This is a genomic window from Sutcliffiella deserti (genome assembly GCF_020037475.1).
Taxonomy (GTDB): domain Bacteria; phylum Bacillota; class Bacilli; order Bacillales; family Bacillaceae_I; genus Sutcliffiella_A; species Sutcliffiella_A deserti.
In genome coordinates this window covers 1-18,103 of record NZ_JAIQDB010000010.1, presented here as the reverse complement: position 1 = coordinate 18,103, position 18,103 = coordinate 1, and the positions used below count along the sequence as shown (strand labels likewise).

At 42.7% G+C, this 18,103-nt stretch carries 15 protein-coding genes; 11 read left to right on the top strand and 4 right to left on the bottom strand.

What is annotated here, in order from left to right:
- Positions 1-226 precede the first annotated feature (226 nt).
- The 3 genes from K9B36_RS14340 (at position 227) to K9B36_RS14330 (ending at position 3,464) form a co-directional block, all read left to right on the top strand.
- The gene (locus K9B36_RS14340) at positions 227-1,528 is read left to right on the top strand and encodes an HD domain-containing protein (protein WP_223702981.1); all 1,302 of its coding nucleotides are present in this window, start codon (positions 227-229) and stop codon (positions 1,526-1,528) included.
- Positions 1,529-1,562: 34 nt separating this feature from the next.
- Complete coding sequence (locus K9B36_RS14335) at positions 1,563-2,069, top strand: YwgA family protein (protein ID WP_223702979.1); 507 nt, start codon at positions 1,563-1,565, stop codon at positions 2,067-2,069.
- Between the two features lie 108 nt (positions 2,070-2,177).
- Complete coding sequence (locus tag K9B36_RS14330) at positions 2,178-3,464, top strand: DUF2254 domain-containing protein (protein ID WP_223702977.1); 1,287 nt, start codon at positions 2,178-2,180, stop codon at positions 3,462-3,464.
- Positions 3,465-3,763: 299 nt separating this feature from the next.
- On the opposite strand, the gene K9B36_RS14325 is transcribed toward K9B36_RS14330, so the two are convergent.
- On the bottom strand, positions 3,764-3,952 hold the full coding sequence (locus K9B36_RS14325) for a 2-hydroxymuconate tautomerase (protein ID WP_223702975.1): 189 nt from the start codon (positions 3,950-3,952) through the stop codon (positions 3,764-3,766).
- A gap of 93 nt (positions 3,953-4,045) precedes the next feature.
- Here K9B36_RS14325 and K9B36_RS14320 point away from each other — a divergent pair, with 93 nt between their 5' ends.
- Entirely contained in the window at positions 4,046-4,726 is a 681-nt protein-coding gene (locus K9B36_RS14320) for a site-2 protease family protein (RefSeq protein WP_399201981.1), read from the top strand.
- A gap of 37 nt (positions 4,727-4,763) precedes the next feature.
- Positions 4,764-5,273: a YwhD family protein gene (locus K9B36_RS14315; protein WP_399202002.1), complete on the top strand. Its 510-nt coding sequence runs from the start codon at positions 4,764-4,766 to the stop codon at positions 5,271-5,273.
- A 194-nt stretch (positions 5,274-5,467) separates the two neighbouring features.
- Here the strand turns inward: K9B36_RS14315 and K9B36_RS14310 are convergent, their stop codons facing one another.
- Positions 5,468-7,534 carry a transglycosylase domain-containing protein gene (locus tag K9B36_RS14310; protein WP_223702972.1) on the bottom strand — a complete coding sequence of 689 codons (2,067 nt, stop codon included), beginning with the start codon at positions 7,532-7,534 and terminating at the stop codon, positions 5,468-5,470.
- Between the two features lie 1,131 nt (positions 7,535-8,665).
- Here K9B36_RS14310 and speE point away from each other — a divergent pair.
- From speE to K9B36_RS14285, 5 genes are all read left to right on the top strand, one after another.
- Positions 8,666-9,493: a spermidine synthase gene (gene speE / locus K9B36_RS14305; RefSeq protein ID WP_223702970.1), complete on the top strand. Its 828-nt coding sequence runs from the start codon at positions 8,666-8,668 to the stop codon at positions 9,491-9,493.
- A 151-nt stretch (positions 9,494-9,644) separates the two neighbouring features.
- A complete protein-coding gene (gene speB / locus K9B36_RS14300) occupies positions 9,645-10,517 on the top strand; it encodes an agmatinase (protein ID WP_223702969.1) in 873 nt (290 codons plus the stop codon).
- Between the two features lie 426 nt (positions 10,518-10,943).
- On the top strand, positions 10,944-11,396 hold the full coding sequence (locus tag K9B36_RS14295) for a DUF1934 domain-containing protein (protein WP_223702968.1): 453 nt from the start codon (positions 10,944-10,946) through the stop codon (positions 11,394-11,396).
- A complete protein-coding gene (argS, locus tag K9B36_RS14290) occupies positions 11,393-13,063 on the top strand; it encodes an arginine--tRNA ligase (RefSeq protein ID WP_223702967.1) in 1,671 nt (556 codons plus the stop codon). Before K9B36_RS14295 ends, argS begins: the two co-directional genes overlap by 4 nt.
- A 104-nt stretch (positions 13,064-13,167) precedes the next feature.
- Positions 13,168-13,344, top strand: coding sequence for a XapX domain-containing protein (locus tag K9B36_RS14285; RefSeq protein WP_223702966.1), 177 nt, complete (start codon positions 13,168-13,170; stop codon positions 13,342-13,344).
- 38 nt (positions 13,345-13,382) lie between these two features.
- Here K9B36_RS14285 and uvsE read toward each other — a convergent pair whose 3' ends face one another.
- Both uvsE and cls read right to left on the bottom strand, forming a co-directional pair.
- Positions 13,383-14,336: a UV DNA damage repair endonuclease UvsE gene (uvsE, locus tag K9B36_RS14280; RefSeq protein ID WP_223702965.1), complete on the bottom strand. Its 954-nt coding sequence runs from the start codon at positions 14,334-14,336 to the stop codon at positions 13,383-13,385.
- A 60-nt stretch (positions 14,337-14,396) separates the two neighbouring features.
- On the bottom strand, positions 14,397-15,605 hold the full coding sequence (gene cls, locus K9B36_RS14275; RefSeq protein ID WP_223702963.1) for a cardiolipin synthase: 1,209 nt from the start codon (positions 15,603-15,605) through the stop codon (positions 14,397-14,399).
- A 281-nt stretch (positions 15,606-15,886) separates the two neighbouring features.
- Between cls and K9B36_RS14270 the strand changes: the two genes are divergently transcribed.
- The gene (locus tag K9B36_RS14270) at positions 15,887-17,989 is read left to right on the top strand and encodes a heterodisulfide reductase-related iron-sulfur binding cluster (RefSeq protein ID WP_263399388.1); all 2,103 of its coding nucleotides are present in this window, start codon (positions 15,887-15,889) and stop codon (positions 17,987-17,989) included.
- Positions 17,990-18,103 lie beyond the last annotated feature (114 nt).

Sequence of the window (18,103 nt, the reverse complement as noted above, 5' to 3'; positions counted from 1 at the left end):
GTGATTTTTTATTTTCTGGTACTATACGAGGAATTAACGTAGTGTGGATCTAGGTTAAAAATAAGAGAATGGCGAAAAAAAGAGTAGAAGGGATGATGATAGGGTAAAACGAACATAGAACCTCAAATACCCGTTATTATCCCCCTTTTCATGTAAATAAAATACGATATAATAGTGTTATCTTAATTAATGTAGTAACCATGCCACACGTAAATGAGGTCATTTGATGAGTTATGCAAAACAAAAACTAAGTGAAGAAAAAGTATTTAAAGATCCTGTCCATCGCTATGTCCATGTTCGTGACCGTGTGGTATGGGATTTGATCGGAACGAGAGAGTTTCAGCGCCTGCGTCGAATTCGTCAGTTAGGTACAACCTATTTGACGTTTCATGGGGCCGAACATAGCCGTCTTAACCACTCGTTGGGAGTGTATGAAATTGTGCGCCGCATTATTGATGATGGGTTTGAAGGCCGACCGGACTGGAACCCGGAAGACAGGCTATTATGTTTGTGTGCTGCACTCCTTCATGATTTAGGACATGGGCCTTTTTCTCATTCCTTTGAAAAGGTATTTCATCTTGACCATGAAGACTTTACACAAGCCATTATCTTAGGAGACACAGAAGTAAATGCAGTCCTTTTGCGCGTTCATAAGGATTTTCCGAAGCATGTGGCAGAGGTTATTGCGAAAACTTACAAAAACAAGCTGGTTGTAAGCTTAATTTCTAGTCAAATCGATGCAGACAGGATGGATTACTTGCTTCGTGATGCTTATTTCACTGGAGTCAGCTATGGAAACTTTGACATGGAGAGGATATTGCGTGTAATGCGACCGCGCGAGGACCAGGTGGTAATTAAATCAAGCGGAATGCATGCGGTAGAAGATTATATTATGAGTCGCTATCAAATGTATTGGCAGGTTTATTTTCATCCTGTGACAAGAAGTGCGGAAGTAATTTTAACGAAAATTCTTCATCGTGCCAAACAGCTCAGCCAAGAAAACTACACATTTAAACATAAACCAATCCACTTTTATTCTTTATTTGAGGACAAGCTGGCATTGGAAGATTATATAAAGTTAGACGAATCGGTAATTATGTTCTACTTCCAAGCATGGGAGGAAGAAGAAGATTCGATATTAAGTGACTTATGTCGACGATTTATGAACAGGAATTTGTTTAAGTATGTCGAATTTAATCCTAACAAGCAGATGATGGATTTATTGGAGCTTATGGGTCTTTTCAAAAAAGCAGGGCTTGACCCAGAATATTACCTGGTTGTCGATTCGTCCTCTGATCTACCGTACGACTTTTACCGCCCAGGTGAAGAAGAAGAGCGACTTCCAATCCATCTGTTAATGCCGAACGGCGACGTTAGAGAACTGTCCAGGCAATCAGAAATTGTGGAAGCCATTTCGGGAAAAAGAAGAACCGATCATAAACTCTATTTTCCAAAAGACATACTAGAGGACCTCACGACAAAACGAACGATAAAAAAGAAAATCCTCGAGATTTTAGAGAAATTTTAGTTAGGCCATGGATACACGTTAGGAGATGAAGGGTTTGTTAGTTGATCACGCGAAATTAATGAAAGTATTTGCAACTGCCGGGGAAGTTATTGGGAGAAAAAAGCTGCAAAAGATGGTGTACATAGCGAAAAAGCTAAATTACCCATTCTATGAAAAATACAATTTCCATTTCTATGGACCATATTCCGAAGAAGTAACATTAAGGGTGGAAGAGCTTTGCAACCTAGGCTTTTTAAATGAGCTGAAAGAAAACAAAGGTGGATACTCCCAGTACCGCTATTCTCTTACGGAAACAGGCGAGGAATTTCTGAACCATTATGAATTGGAAATGCCTCACCTGAACGAATGCATGACAGCTATGAATGAACAGAGCTCCCGCTTTTTGGAACTTGTATCGACCGTTTTGTTCTTCGAGAATCTTCCGAAAGATGAAGTGAAGGAAAAAGTATTCACCTTAAAAAGTAAGCAGCGTTACACAGAGCAGGAAGTAGAAGAAGCATACGAATACATTGAAAAGCTGCGAGCGCAGTCAGTGAGCTAGGCCGAAATTCGGCTTGGCTTTTTTTTTACCCGAGAGGAAGACGAAGCGGCTTACTGGTAGCTAGATTGGGGAATAAGAAAGATAAAACGATGCAGCAAGGAGATTATCATGATTAAATGGACGTTGAAAGCAAGGCAGAGCATATGGTTTGTGCCAGGTGTGTATAGCTTGGCAAGTATTATTTTAACAACAATGGTAATTTTAGTAGATACAGTCTTTGCAAATCTGGTCCAGGGAATCTTACCTGGAATTTTGTTCACAAATGTAGATTTGGGGGCGACCATTCTTAGTTCGATTGCGACGGCGATCTTAACAATGACGACCATTTCGTTTTCTACCATTATGGTGGTGCTTACGACCTATTCTTCCCAGTTCTCTCCTCGGACTCTACAGGATTTTATGACAGAAAAGAGTACGCTACGGGTTCTAGGAATTTTTGTGGGATCATTCATTTATACGGTCCTGACTCTTTTGTTTATGAAGGATGGGTTAGAAGGGGAAAGGGTACTTTCTTCTGGTGTAGGGGTGATTTTGGCCATTATCTGTGTGGGGTATTTTGTCTTTTTCGTCCATCATGTATCACGGTCGATTCAAGTGAGCCAGCTGATCGAACGGTTAATGGAAGAGGGTTTGGAAAGTGTAGAGAAAAAGAAGCAAAATGCAGACAAGGGCATGCTGCAATTTGTTGAAAATGAACCGTTTTCCTATACAGAGAAAGTCAGTTTTTCCTTACATAATACAGGATATATTCAAGTCATTGAAACAACTAATCTTGCCAAAAAAGCAAAAAAACTGAACGTTTTCATCTCCTTCAAGAAGCGGATAGGCGATTTTGTTACCGATCGAACTGTGATTGGAGAAATCTATTATTTAAAAGAAAAGAAAGAGGAACTGGACATTGCGTCATATGTGCAGATAGGAGAGGAAAGAACGACCTTGCAGGATGCAGAGTTTGCCTTGCAAAAGCTAACCGAAGTTGCGTTGCGGGCGATTTCTCCAGGGATAAATGATCCCAATACCGCAAACAATTGTATACGTTATATGAGCCGGCTACTAATCAGCTTTGGGGAGATCGACTCTGATGCGCTACTTTACTTGGACGAGGAAAAGCAGCAGCGTATCGCAATTCGGCAGCGAACCTTTGAAGAGATTCTCTATACCGCCTTCTACCAAATTAGAATTTACGGAAAAAATGATATCTCGGTTATCTTAGCGATCTTAGAATGCTTGATATTGATCGCGGAAGGAAGTCAGAGTAAGATTAGGAGAAAAATTAATAGCATGCATGATTTTCTGGTTGGCAGTATCCAAGAATCGCAATTTGAGCCCTTGGACTTGGTGAAATTGGAGGAAAAGAAAGCGGTTCTGAAGGAGAGGCTGAGAGAAAATAATTGAGGCTGGACAAAAAGAGGGAAATCCGAACTATCCTTATGGCTTCAAAAGGATGTTTGAGTTTCTTATTGGTTTTGTTCAAATGGACGTTTATAGTTTATAAACTATTCTAGCGGTTGATTGGAGTGCAAGGCGGAGACTCCTGCGGGAAGAGTAGCTTATGTGAGACCCCGCAGGCAAAGCCGAGGAGGCTCACGGGCTACCCGCGGAAAGCGGAGTCTTGCACGGAAATCATTAGCGGTATTTAAAGTCGTTACTTAAATTTTTGTTAGCGGTTTTAGTTTTGTCCCAACCTCTAATGCTTATGAAAGATCACTCAACCGTTTTCCGCCAACAGCATAGTGTCCCTTTGTCATTTCCTCGATAAAGACAACAATTTTATCCTCCGAAGCACCAGTTGTTTCACTGACTGCTGTTGTAACCTTTTCTACTAGTGCTTTTTTTTGCTCTTCTGTGCGACCTTCAAGCATTTTAACGGTAATGTAAGGCATCAATGACACTCCTTTTTTCTTCTATTATTTTCTAATCTTACATAGAATATTGTATACTTAAATTAGAAGTACGTATAGAAAAGGGGAAAAGGTTTGGAAAGTTTGTTGGGGTATTTACCCTTTGATCTGGAGCAGATTCCATTTATCGTCATTACATTAATTATCGCTTTTACACTCCATGAATTTGCACATGCGTACACCGCCTACAAATTTGGCGACCCTACGGCAAAGAATCAAGGCAGGTTGACATTGGCACCTCATGTCCACTTGGATCCTATTGGGACAATCCTGATTTTTATTGCAGGATTCGGTTGGGCCAAGCCTGTACCTGTAAATCGATTTTATTTCAAAAATCCCCGACTGGCAGGGATTCTAGTTTCTCTAGCAGGACCATTAAGTAATTTATTGCTTGCCTGTATCGGTTATTTTTTGTTCTTTTTTATGGTAAGGTTTGGAGTGTTGGATGGACTTTCCGTACCGGTATTGGAAAAGGTAGAAATGTTCTTTGGCATCTTCACCCATTTGAATGTGCTATTATTCATTTTTAACTTACTCCCATTTCCACCATTGGATGGATACCGAATTATCGAGGATCTGGTGCCCACTTCCTTTCGAGTGAAAATGACAAGGTTGGAGCCATATGGCATCTTACTATTTTTAGTATTAATATTCACGCCCCTTGGTGATTACACAATCAGACCATTATTGTATGATTTCATTCCATTTGTGTCCGGCACGCTTGCACAGTGGATTAGCGCACTATTATTAAGTTAGGTCTAGAACCTTAAGTTAAGGAGGCAATATGATGGACATGGAAAAGAAAAAGAAACCGGTAGGCTTTAATATTATCAAAAACGACCCGACAGACGGGCATGGCGGCTTTGGCATCGGTGCGCTAAGTTTAGATAATGTGTCCCCCGTTTTTGTGGATGTTGAAGGCGGCGAGGCTTTTGTTGATATTGGGGCGATGCACGCTCGTAGTGCCGTGGAAAAAGGTATTAAATTCTTGAAGAACAAGGAAGAAGTGCCAAATGGAAAGCCCTATTGGTTAGTATGGGTAACCATTGACCGTAAGCAGGAGGGTCCGTATTATGCTGGTGTGACTGCGTGTGAAATGACAGTGGACCGAGAGATTAGAAGAGGTTATAAGTCTCTGCCGGATCATGTGAACAAAATGGATAAATCAATGAAACGCCGCATCATGGCAGACCATATGGATGAACGCTCTAAAACTATCCTGCAAAACTATCTGCAAGAATTTGATGCAGGTATGTGGGAACGCTCAGAAGAAGAATTGAAAAATCAGTTGGCTATCAATTGATTGTCAAGAGCTTCCTGGAAATAAAGTTGTGACATTTTTTTGAACGTTCAACCATAACCACTTGAGTTATTGTCATAAAAAAAGTAAGATAAACCTACATGTGTAAAGAGCACATGGAGAGCTAGGACACCTAAAACCCCCGAGAGGCATCTCGGGGGTTTTAACTTTTATAGAATATTAACTCCAAAGGAATCCTACATCCATGGAACGAGCTTTTTCCACCATTGCTCCTCTTTTTCCGGCGGTTCTTCCGGCACTTCCGTTGCTTCATCCAATTCTTCTAAGTTTGGCTGGCAATATTCTGTCGGCTCTGTTCCTTTTACATAATAAGTTAAGCGAGAAACAGGACAGTCACTTGTAGCCAATAAACCACTCTGCGGGTTCACTTGCACACCTGTCACATTTTCTGTCGGCCGAAAAGCGACGACCGATCGGTTATCGAGCGCACGTTCCATAAAGCCTGCCCAGATTTGCTTCGCATACTGCTTTTCTGTCCATAAAGTAATCGAACGGTCTTTGTCATAGCCTGTCCAGACAGCGCTGACCAACTGAGGAGTATAGCCAATCATCCAGCTGTCTGTTTCCGTAGAGCCGGATTTTCCAGCATACGGCCGTGTAAGCTGGTCCTTAATTGCGTTACCTGTAACCGCCATGTAGCCATTAAGTGTTGTATCAAACATTCCTGTCATCAGATGGTTCAAGACAAATGTCACGTCCGGGTCTAATATTTGCTCAGATTCTGCTTCTCGTTCAAAAAGAACCTCTCCACGATAGTTAACGACTTTTTCAATAAAAACAGGTTCCACTTCTTTTCCACCATTGGCAAAAATTCCATAAGCATGTGCCATATCCAAGACACGTACAGGGGAAGTCCCAAGCGCAAGCGACGGTACCTCTTTCACTTGAGACGTGATGCCGAGCTTTTTGGCTTGTTTAACTAGCTCCTCTTTTCCTAGCAATAAATGCGTTTTTACCGCAAACACATTATCGGACAAAGGCAAAGCCTGCATCATAGTTAACGGACCATTCGCATAATAATGGTTAAAGTTATGTGGCGTATAAGTGGAACGCCCATCATCCACCTGAAACGTCGTTTTTTCGCTTCTAAAGCCCGTGGAAGGAGTAAATCCTTTCTCTAGGGCCCGGTAGTAAAGAAATGGCTTAAACGTTGAACCAGGCTGCCTTTCAGCTTGTGTAACACGATTATAAGGGCTTTCTTCATAATTTCTTCCCCCTACAAGTGCAAGCACCTTTCCAGTCTTCGGGTCCATCGACACAAAACCAACCTGCATATCAGATTCTGGATCAAACGTTGCTTCAATCTGTTCCTCGGCTATCTCCTGAAGCTTGGGATCCAGTGTGGTATAGATATGAAGACCACCCATCTCCAGCTCCTCCTGCAACTTAAGATCATGACGAATAACAGCCCGCACCGCATCCTGGAAATAAGGTGCCATAAATTCCTTTGGCAAATGCTCACGCTCCCCATACACTAGTGGCTCATCTAACGTTCGGGCAGCTTCCTCACTTGTAATATGGTTATTTTCCACCATTGATTGCAGCACTATTTTTTGGCGCGATACCGCTCGCTCCTGGTCATTAAAGGGGGAAAAAACACTCGGACCTTTTGGGATCCCTGCAAGCATGGTCGCCTCCGCTCTATTCAACTCACTCGCCGACTTTCCGAAATAATAGTGAGAAGCCGATTCCACCCCATAGGCACCATGACCATAGTAGATGGTATTAAGGTAACCTTCTAAAATCTCTTCTTTTGTATAATTGGCCTCAATTCGAATCGTGTAGAGTGCCTCATCGATCTTCCTCTTCCACGTTTTCTCATGCTCCAAAAAAAGATTACGAGCATACTGCTGAGAAATGGTGCTTGCCCCTTGCACTTTTGCCATCGCCTTTATATCAGCAATCAATGCGCCGGCTATCCGCTTTGGGTCAAAACCATGATGACGGAAAAAACGGCGATCCTCCACCGATATCGTTGCGTCTATCATGTGAGGCGATATATCCTCCAATGCCACCCAATACCGCTTTTCCCCGCTATGAGCCTCCCCGATAATCGAACCGTCCTTGCTATAAATAATGGAGGACTGAGTTACTGAAAGAGGAGGCGCCCCTTTAGATTTAGCATAAATCAGGATGCCGCCAATCATTAAAAACAAAGAGATTGCTAGGATAGATACAATAAAAATAAAGGCACGAACCATTTTAACAAGCTGCTGCAATCTATCATTTGTCATTAATTCCATTCTCTCTAATCCCCCTTTCTATACAATAAATGCTTTAAACTATTCCTTCTCAGTATGAAAATCTTTCACATGTTTTAAACATTTTAGAAAAAAATAAATTTTTAACTTGAATTTTCGCTAGATTCATCTATACTTTTTCCTTGTTGTACAAAAATTAATTTCGCTTTTTTCATTCCGCTTTAGGATAAAGGGGTATTTAGAATTGAATGTTGCTTATTTGGAACCGACCTTTCTAAATCAAGGGATTTTCATAGTAAGAATTCAGTAGTTCAAGAAACTTTTGATCGTCTCTTTGAATACGGCTGTTCCTCTCCACGAAAGGCTTCGCGTCCGCGGGGTGCTTGGGAAGCCTCCTCGTTTAAACGCCTGCGGGGTCTTCCCAAAGCACTATCTCTTAGCAAGGAGTCTCCGCCTTTCGTTCCGATACACAGCTAGGTCCATCAAGCATTAAGTTGTGTTCTTTTAGGATTCTTGAAAGTTAGGTATGTGTACCTGGTGGATGGAGGGTTGTTGTAAAGACCGCTGTTCCTCTCCACGAAAGGCTCCGCGTCCGCGGGGTGCTTGGGAAGCCTCCTCGGCTAAACGCCTGCGGGGTCTTCCCAAAGCACTATCTCCCGCAGGAGTCTCCGCCTTTCGTTCCGATCCACAGCTAGGAAACAAAGAATCAAATGGTGCTCACCCCTAAACTGAAATCCTAGGTGGTAAGAGAATAACCTGTCTATAAAAGGGCTCTTCAAATGTAGATATGCCACCATATACATAGAAGAGAAGGTCATCACATATATAAAGTCTTCCCCCCTGTGTATTGGAGTGGCAGGTGATCGACTCCAGCGGGAGATAGCGGTAGACAGGAGACCCCACAGGCGCAGCCGAGGAGGCTCCTGCACCGCCCCGCGGAAAGCGAGCACCTGAAACGGAAAGGAACAGGGAGTGGAAAAGCTACCTAACAATTTCACAGCTTATCCGAAGTAAATGCAGAAAATAGTTCCAAAACCCCTGCAATCTATGTTTCAATATCTATGGATAGGGAACGATAAAAGCGAAGTTTATTCGATATAGAAATAGATTTTCACACGCAGAAAAAAACGAAATAAGTAACGAAATAAAAAACGAGAAGGGAATGTTGTACAAATGGAATTATGGTACACAGAATATCAAACAAAGAACTTTGGAATTACAGCGAAAATAAAACGCACTTTACATACAGAGCAAACAGAATTTCAGAAGCTGGACATGGTAGAAACAGAGGAATTCGGCAACATGCTCGTACTCGACGGCATGGTAATGACAACGCAAAAAGATGAGTTCGTTTACCACGAAATGGTGGCACATGTCCCCCTATTCACCCATCCGAACCCTGAAAACGTATTAGTGGTAGGCGGCGGAGACGGCGGCGTAATTCGTGAAGTCCTAAAGCACCCTAGCGTGAAAAAAGCGACACTAGTAGAAATTGACGGAAAAGTAATTGAGTACTCAAAGAAATACTTACCGGAAATCGCAGGTATGCTTGACGATACTCGTGTTGAAGTGAAAGTAGGAGACGGCTTCATGCACATTGCTGAAAGCGAAAATGAGTATGACGTTATCATGGTTGACTCCACAGAGCCAGTAGGACCTGCAGTTAACCTATTCACAAAAGGCTTCTATGCAGGGATTTCCAAAGCATTAAAAGAAGATGGTGTATTTGTAGCACAAACGGACAACCCTTGGTTCACACCAGAGTTAATCACAAACGTGCAACGTGACGTAAGCGAAATCTTCCCGATCACTCGCCTTTACATTGCAAACATCCCGACCTACCCAAGCGGACTATGGACATTCACGATCGGATCGAAAAAACACGACCCACTCGAAGTAAGTGAAGACCGCTTCCACGAGATGGAAACAAAGTACTACACAAAAGAACTGCACAAAGCAGCATTCGCACTACCGAAATTTGTCGGGGACCTGATTAAGTAACCTGCAGAATCAATAGGAGACACAATCGTTCTTTGCTTTAAAGTGATGAAGAGGGACCTGGTGCCTAATATACAGTAAAGGACTAAAGCGCCCATTTCACAGGCATTTTATGTGGTAATGGGGATGGTCCTTGAATGAAGGAGGAAATAGGATGCGTTTTGACGAGGCTTATTCAGGTAATGTATTTATTAAAAGTCATCCAAGCTTTGAAGAGAGTCAGGCAGTGATTTATGGGATGCCGATGGATTGGACAGTAAGCTATCGTCCTGGTTCCCGTTTTGGTCCTGCTCGAATTCGAGAAGTATCAATTGGACTAGAGGAATACAGTGCATACCTTGATCGTGAACTAGAGGAAGTAAAATATTTTGACGCAGGCGACATTCCATTGCCTTTTGGAAATCCGCAAAAGAGCATTGAGATTATCGAGGACTACATTGACCAACTTCTAGCTGCTGATAAGTTTCCACTTGGAATGGGTGGGGAGCATCTTGTATCATGGCCTGTCATGAAGGCAATGTACAAGAAATATCCGGACCTTGCAATCATCCATATGGATGCGCACACAGATCTACGTGACGATTACGAGGGCGAGCCGTTATCCCACTCTACACCAATCAAGAAAGTGGCCAACCTAATCGGTCCTTCTAATGTGTATTCTTTTGGAATTCGCTCAGGAATGAAAGAAGAATTCCAATGGGCTAAAGAGGTCGGCATGCACATTTCCAAATTTGAGGTGCTCGAGCCTTTGAAAGAAATTCTGCCTAAGCTAGCAGGCCGCCCGGTGTATGTGACCATCGACATCGATGTGTTGGATCCGGCACACGCACCTGGAACGGGAACGGTGGATGCTGGGGGGATTACATCCCGTGAGCTTTTGGCTTCCATCCATGCAATCGCACAATCAGAAGTAAATGTAGTAGGCGGAGACTTAGTGGAAGTAGCACCTATCTATGACCCTTCTGAACAAACAGCAAACACAGCAAGCAAGCTCATTCGCGAAATGATCCTTGGTTGGGTAAAATAAGAGCGCTTATCACGTTTGCACAGAAAAGAGCGCCAAAGCAACAAGAGTGACGGGCTAAAAATGCCAAAACATCCCATAGAAAAAGTGAGCCTTATCCACGACAGTTAGCTGTTGATGGGTAAGGCTTTTTTAGTTAAGAAATTTTTAAAAAGTTTTAAGAACAAACACCGTCCAGCTCTCCTACGTCTCTATGCGGGCGCCTTGCGCTTTTGTTCAATGAAAAAAAGTATAAGTGGAGGCCGGATGACGAACCAGAAAACAAAATGCTGATACATGAAAAGCAAGCTGGGGTCCGGATGATGTACCAGAAAACCTTGAAAACTGACCACTCACTATTGAACTTGCGCCACTACTTGTTTTATACTATGAAGGTTATAGAAAAGTTATCGCTTACCAAAAGCGTAAAATATAAAGGAAGTGTCTCGGTTGCAAGACAATCAGAAAAACGAGAAAATGCCGGTTCAGGTGAAATTCAAGTCTGAAATTCTCCACGAGGAACAAAGGCAGGTTATGACGTTTATTACAAATGGTCAATACTACATAAAAGGTGAAACTGAATATATCGTCTTTACCGAAGAGCTCGAGAACAAGGAAAAACTCGATGTTATTTATAAACTAACAGATAAAGAAGTATGGGTAAGTCGTTCCGGTGCGTTGAAAATGCGGCAATCCTTCCGAGCGGGCGAGAGGACAGCAGGCTCGCTCGAAAGTGAATTTGGCACATTTCAACTCGAAACTGATACAGAAAAAATTGTGCGAATGAAGGATCCAGTAAAAAACCGAGGCTCCGTACAGTTGCAATATAACCTAAAAGTGCAAGGCGAACAGACAGGGCTATATTTTATCACCATCCATTACGAGGAGGAACAAGCAGAATGAACATAGTAGAACAAGTACAAGAGCGCTTGAAAACTGAGATAAAAGACGCTGTCATCAAGGCAGGCTTGGCGACGGAAGATCAGATTCCGGACGTTGTGCTCGAAACGCCAAAGGACAAGGCGAATGGAGACTACTCGACAAATATGGCGATGCAATTGGCTCGTGTAGCGAAAAAAGCGCCGCGTATGATTGCCGATGAAATTGTGAAACATTTTGATCAATCAAAGGCTTCTATTGAAAAAATAGACATCGCAGGACCAGGGTTTATCAATTTTTATATGAATAACAGCTACTTGACTGACTTAATCCCGACAATCCTAGAGCAAGGCTCGGAGTATGGTAGTTCAAATGCAGGAAACGGCGAAAAAATCAATGTCGAGTTTGTTTCGGCAAACCCTACAGGGGATCTGCATTTAGGACATGCCCGTGGAGCGGCTGTAGGTGACTCCCTCTGTAATGTACTCGATAAAGCAGGTTATACCGTGACAAGAGAGTACTATATCAATGATGCAGGTAACCAGATTAACAATCTTGCGCTATCTGTTGAAGCCCGCTACTTCCAAGCACTAGGTCAGGAGAAAGAAATGCCGGAAGACGGGTACCATGGTAAAGACATTATCGGAATTGGCCAGGCCATCGCAGACGAGTTTGGCGACCGTTTTGTAAAAGAATCCGAAGAAGATCGACGCAGCTTTTTTCGTGAATATGGCCTAAAATATGAAATGAGAAAACTGCAGGAAGACCTAGAAGAGTTCCGTGTCCGCTTTGACGTTTGGTACTCAGAAACATCCCTTTACAACAACGGCAAAATTGATCAGGCATTATCTACACTTCGTGAAAAAGGGCATATTTACGAGGAGGAGGGTGCAACCTGGTTCCGTTCGACCGATTTTGGTGACGATAAAAACCGTGTGTTAATAAAAAATGATGGTTCCTATACCTATCTAACACCTGATATTGCGTACCATCTAGATAAATTGAAACGTGGCCACGACAAGCTGATTAATATTTGGGGAGCAGATCACCATGGTTATATTCCTCGTATGAAAGCGGCTATTGAAGCGCTAGGCCATGGCAAGGACACGCTGGAAGTGGAAATTATCCAGCTTGTGCACCTATTCCAAAACGGTGAAAAAATGAAAATGAGCAAGCGTACCGGAAAAGCTGTTACATTACGCGACTTGATGGAAGAAGTAGGCTTGGATGCCGTTCGTTATTTCTTCGCAATGCGCAGTGGAGACACGCACTTGGACTTTGATATGGACTTAGCTGTATCTCAATCTAATGAAAATCCGGTATTCTATGCACAATATGCCCATGCGCGCATCTGCAGCATGCTTCGTCAAGGAGACGAGCTAGGGGTAGAGTTAACTGGACCATTTGCCTTAGAGCATATTGCGTCGGAAAAAGAGATCGACCTGCTGAAAAAGCTTGGAGAATATCCACTGGCAGTGGCTGAAGCGGCTCAGAAACGAATTCCACACCGAATCACGAACTACACATTCGAACTTTCTTCTGCCCTGCACAGCTTTTACAATGCAGAAAAAGTTTTAGATGCAGACAATATGGAAAAATCAAAAGTACGTCTGGCACTAATGAAAGCTGTCCAAATAACCCTTAAGGACGCACTAAACCTTATCGGTGTATCTGCACCAGAAAAAATGTAAAAAATCTATGATTTCAAAAAGGTGGCTTCCTACTATTTAGAGTAGTGAGCCTCTTTTTGGTGAAACTTAAGGTAGAAGGATAACTTGAAAAGGAGTTGATCAAAATGAAAGAAAGCATACTTGCACTAATTACAGGATTAGTCGTTGGATTCCTCTTCGCCTTATTTCGTCTTCCAATCCCAGCGCCACCAGCATTCGCCGGCGTCGTGGGCATCGTCGGAATCTACCTAGGCTACAAACTCTTCATGTGGGTCTCCCCCATGTTTCAACAATCTTCCTAAAGGAAGAAAGTGAAGGGGGGCCAGACCCCCCTTTCACTTCACCACTCTACAGCAGCTCCGCCAATACGCTTCACACCGCGAATCGCCGCAACGTCTTCTACGAGTTGAAGAGCAGCATCGTCTTTGCGTTTGGCTTCAATCATGAAATCCACATCTTTTCCGAGTCCCGCAACCACTTTGATAAATTCCAGTACAAACGCAAGGTCCACGTAATCCGCATGATGACGCAGTTTTTTCTCCGAGATAGGGGAGGAAATGTGAATCTTAGGAATAATCCCTATTTTGTCCCATGTCGCATACACCCTTGGCAACAGTTCTTCCCATGGCGTCGCACTCGGATTGGCGAACTCATGATGATAATCAAAGGCAAGCGGAATGCCAAGCTTCTCGCATAACACCAAGGTTTCCTCCGTTGTATACGTTTTATCATCGTTTTCCAATGTCATCCGCTTCAAGATATGCTCTGGCAGCAGCTTAATATTTTCATAAAACCGCTCCACCGCTAGCTCCTTGTTTCCATAAGCACCGCCAACATGGATGTTAATGGTCCCTTCCTTCTCCAAGCCCATCGCCTCAAGCATTTCGTAGTGGTATGCCATATCAATGACAGCATTTTCCGCAATATGCTTTTTGTCGCTGGTAAACAGCGTGAATTGATTCGGGTGAAAGCTGGATCGCATTCCATATCGCTTAACCAAGTCACCGATCTCTTTAAACTCTTCTCGGAACTCTGAAACAAAATCCCATCTTACTTCAGGATGTGTAGCAAGCGGAACAATCGACGAGGAGAAGCGGAATACCTTAATATCGTGTGCGATACAATAATAAATCGTACGGAGCGTATTTTCTAGATTTTGACGCGTCACGTCGAGAAGCTTTTCTTTCCCCTCCGCTGCTGACAATTGCTGATACCTTGTAAACGTCAGTGTTTTAGCAGGAGAAGCCTCCCATAAAGACCATGACTGTGAAACAAACCCAAAACGTATTCGCAACTTTCCTAACCCCCTAAATTTAAGGCTCTAGTTTAACTTTATCTTAAAATTACACAATTTCTAAAGCAAAGGCGCCACAAGCCTTGCTACTTGCTCTTTTCCTTTGTCAAAAATCGACCGTTCATTGATGAACTCGTAGGTCAGCTTCTCGGCATTATGAATATCCTTTTGAATCGCCGGTATTAATGACTGTACAAATTCCGGATCAAAAATCAAACAATTTAATTCATTATTTAAATATAGGCTACGCTTATCAAAGTTCGCCGTACCAATATCACACATCTCCTCATCAATCACCATCACCTTGGCGTGATAGAATCCGAGGTAGAAAAAGTGCACATCCGCTCCGGCTTTCAGTAGTGCGGGGAAATATAGAAAAGCCGCATCCCTTACCAGTATATGATCTGCTTTTTCAGGAAGCAGGATTGTAACCTTCACACCCCGATTCAGCGCTTGAAGCAGTTCGTCAAAGAGCTCATCATTAGGTATAAAATAGGGGGTACAGATAATAATTGATTTTTGTGCCCTTCGAATAAGTCCCTGAAAAGTATCTTCCAAAAATCGACCGTTGGTTGGAACAAGCTGATGCCTGCTTTTCCCTTTTGCCAGCGGAGGATAATAGTTAGGTAATTGATAATCCTGACTTGTCCCTGGATTCGCCTCCGTCCAGTTCTCAAAAAATTGGGTTTGTAGATCCTGCACTCCTTCACCCGTAAATTTCAAGTGATAATCTCTCCACACACCAAACTTGGGATCCTGCCCCAAATACTCTTTGCCGATATTAAATCCGCCAAGATATCCGATCTTGCCATCTATGACGGTGATTTTGCGGTGATTCCGCTGGTTGATACTAAAAAAGAGATAAGGAAAAGAGGGCTTTTGGCAAAACTCAGCTGTGATGCCATGGGACCGGAGCTCCTCCACCTTCTTTTTCTTCACTTTGTGAGATCCTAGATAATCCATCAGAAGCCGAACTTCCACCCCTTCGTCAGCCTTATTCTTAAGAATCGTAAAATACTCCTCACTCACATGGTCATCATTTACCATGTAAAAAAACGTATGAATATGATTGGAGGCGTTTTTCATTTCATCAAAAAGATCTTCATACAGCTTATTGCCGTCGGTATAAAGGGTAAAATCACTATTTCTTTTGGGAAACTCTTTTTTTCTCAAATTTTTAAGATGATTTTTGCGACCTAAAGAAAAATCGATGAGGACCCAAGCTATAATAATTAAAAGTGCTATTACAATATACAGTATAATTTCCATAAAAATCCCTCCATCTTTCCTTCCATTTAGCTTTTACAGAATACATGTGCCTTATCCTTTTTGCATAAATTCTTGCTGCATTAGGTATTTCACCCTAATCCATCTCCCATTCTATACCCAAAAGACGAGTAAGTTTAAGCAAAAAAAATTATCAAATGTGTTGACTGAATGCTCATTCAGAATTAAGATAGAGATAAATTAAAGTTCTGAAAATTAGATTCTTTCCAAACATTAAAATAAGGCAAGAGACACGAAAGGAGTGGAGAGACGTGGGGAACGGTTTGTTAATAGCCAATTGGATTTTAACGATAATTGTAACCGCTTACGCAGTATCATTGTTCGTATACTTGATCCGAACAAGAATACAGTACATCAAACTTGGGAAAAAAGTGGAGTTTGATAAAAATTTAAAGGAACGCTTAGAGAAAGTCTGGGTCAATGTATTCGGCCAGAAGAAGCTTTTAAAGGATAAAAAGAGTGGAATCATCCATGTTATGTTCTTCTACGGCTTTTTAATGGTCCAGCTCGGTGCCATCGATTTGATTATCAAAGGGTTATTCCCGAATGCACACCTGCCGCTTGGACCGCTCTATCCTGCATTCACATTTTTTCAGGAACTAGTTACCCTGATGATTCTAGTGGCAGTGGTGTGGGCATTCTACCGCCGCTACGTGGAAAAGCTTGTCCGTCTTAAACGAGGCTTCAAAGCTGGGCTTGTTCTATTATTTATTGGTGGCCTTATGGTCTCCGTACTATTTGCCAACGGAATGGGACTAATCTGGCACAACCACGGTTTAACATGGAGTGAGCCTGTCGCGTCTGCGTTTGCTTTCCTCTTTGGCTGGATTAATACAACAGCAGCCATTGTGCTATTCTATGTCGGCTGGTGGGTTCATTTACTTTTCTTACTGGCATTTTTAGTTTATGTTCCACAATCCAAGCATGCTCACTTAATTGCAGGGCCTGCCAACGTATTTTTCCATCGTACAACGAACCCTGGAAAATTGGAGAAAATTGATTTTGAAGACGAATCACAAGAGACTTTTGGGGTTGGAAAAGTGGAGGATTTCACTCAGCTGCAATTGATTGATATGTACGCCTGTGTGGAATGCGGCCGCTGTACCAATATGTGTCCGGCAACAGGAACAGGAAAAATGCTTTCCCCAATGGACCTGATTGTCAAAATCCGGGACCATTTAACGGATAAGGGAGCGGCGATTACGTCCAAATCCCCTTGGGTACCAACCTTCGCATTCAATAACACGCAAGGAAATCAACTTGCCTTAGCATCTGCTGGAAAAGGGGCAGAAGAAAGTGCAGCAACAATAGAATACAGCCCAAGCTTAATTGGGGATGTCATTACAGAGGAAGAGATCTGGGCCTGTACGACCTGTCGTAACTGTGAGGACCAATGTCCGGTAATGAACGAGCATGTAGACAAAATTATCGACCTGCGCCGTTATCTTGTTTTAACAGAAGGAAAAATGGATGCAGATGCGCAGCGTGCGATGACGAATATTGAGCGTCAAGGAAATCCATGGGGCTTAAATCGTAAAGAGCGTGAAAACTGGCGCGAAGCAGCACCAGAAGTGAAAATTCCTACTGTAAAAGAAGTGAAAAAAGCTGGAGAAGAATTTGAATATCTGTTCTGGGTGGGTTCCATGGGATCCTTTGACAACCGCTCACAAAAAATTGCAATCTCTTTTGCAAGACTGTTGAACGAAGCAGGCGTGAAGTTCGCTATTTTAGGAAACAAAGAGAAGAACTCTGGAGATACACCACGTCGCTTAGGAAACGAATTCTTATTCCAAGAGCTGGCAACAAGCAATATTGCAGAGTTTGAGAAAAATGAAGTGAAGAAGATTGTGACCATCGATCCTCATGCGTACAATATTTTCAAAAATGAATATCCTGATTTCGGATTGGAAGCAGAGGTTTACCATCATACAGAGCTGTTGGCGCAGCTAGTAGAAGAAGGAAAACTAACACCACATCACGAAGTAAAAGAGACAATCACCTATCACGACTCCTGTTATTTAGGAAGATACAATGAAGTCTATGAGCCGCCTCGTGATATTCTCAAAGCCATACCAGGAGTGAAGGTAGTGGAAATGGCGCGTAACCGTCAAAACGGAATGTGTTGTGGCGCAGGTGGAGGACTCATGTGGATGGAGGAAGATGCCGGATCACGTGTTAACGTAGCGCGTACGGAGCAAGCTTTAGAAGTGGCGCCAAGCGTCATCAGTTCTGGTTGTCCATATTGCTTGACCATGCTATCTGACGGTACGAAGGCTAAAGAGGTGGAAGAAGAGGTAAGCACTTATGATGTTGCGGAGCTTCTGGAAAAATCCATCTTTGGGGAAGAGCAGGAATTAGTGTCATAAGTAGATTGATAGATTCATAAAAGTACTTTATGGAAAGTTAATGCTCCACCCAGAGTGGATTAAGGGTTGTGCTATAGACCGCTGTTCCTCTCCACGAAAGGCTTCGCGTCCGCG

Excerpts from the sequence above, each read along its gene's own strand:
- K9B36_RS14285 (WP_223702966.1), top strand. The coding sequence starts at position 13,168 with ATGAAAGAAAGCATACTTGCACTAATTACAGGATTAGTCGTTGGATTC.
- K9B36_RS14325 (WP_223702975.1), bottom strand. The coding sequence starts at position 3,952 with ATGCCTTACATTACCGTTAAAATGCTTGAAGGTCGCACAGAAGAGCAA.
- speE (WP_223702970.1), top strand. The coding sequence starts at position 8,666 with ATGGAATTATGGTACACAGAATATCAAACAAAGAACTTTGGAATTACA.
- speB (WP_223702969.1), top strand. The coding sequence starts at position 9,645 with ATGCGTTTTGACGAGGCTTATTCAGGTAATGTATTTATTAAAAGTCAT.
- K9B36_RS14315 (WP_399202002.1), top strand. The coding sequence starts at position 4,764 with ATGGAAAAGAAAAAGAAACCGGTAGGCTTTAATATTATCAAAAACGAC.
- K9B36_RS14310 (WP_223702972.1), bottom strand. The coding sequence starts at position 7,534 with ATGGAATTAATGACAAATGATAGATTGCAGCAGCTTGTTAAAATGGTT.
- cls (WP_223702963.1), bottom strand. The coding sequence starts at position 15,605 with ATGGAAATTATACTGTATATTGTAATAGCACTTTTAATTATTATAGCT.
- K9B36_RS14330 (WP_223702977.1), top strand. The coding sequence starts at position 2,178 with ATGATTAAATGGACGTTGAAAGCAAGGCAGAGCATATGGTTTGTGCCA.
- argS (WP_223702967.1), top strand. The coding sequence starts at position 11,393 with ATGAACATAGTAGAACAAGTACAAGAGCGCTTGAAAACTGAGATAAAA.
- K9B36_RS14340 (WP_223702981.1), top strand. The coding sequence starts at position 227 with ATGAGTTATGCAAAACAAAAACTAAGTGAAGAAAAAGTATTTAAAGAT.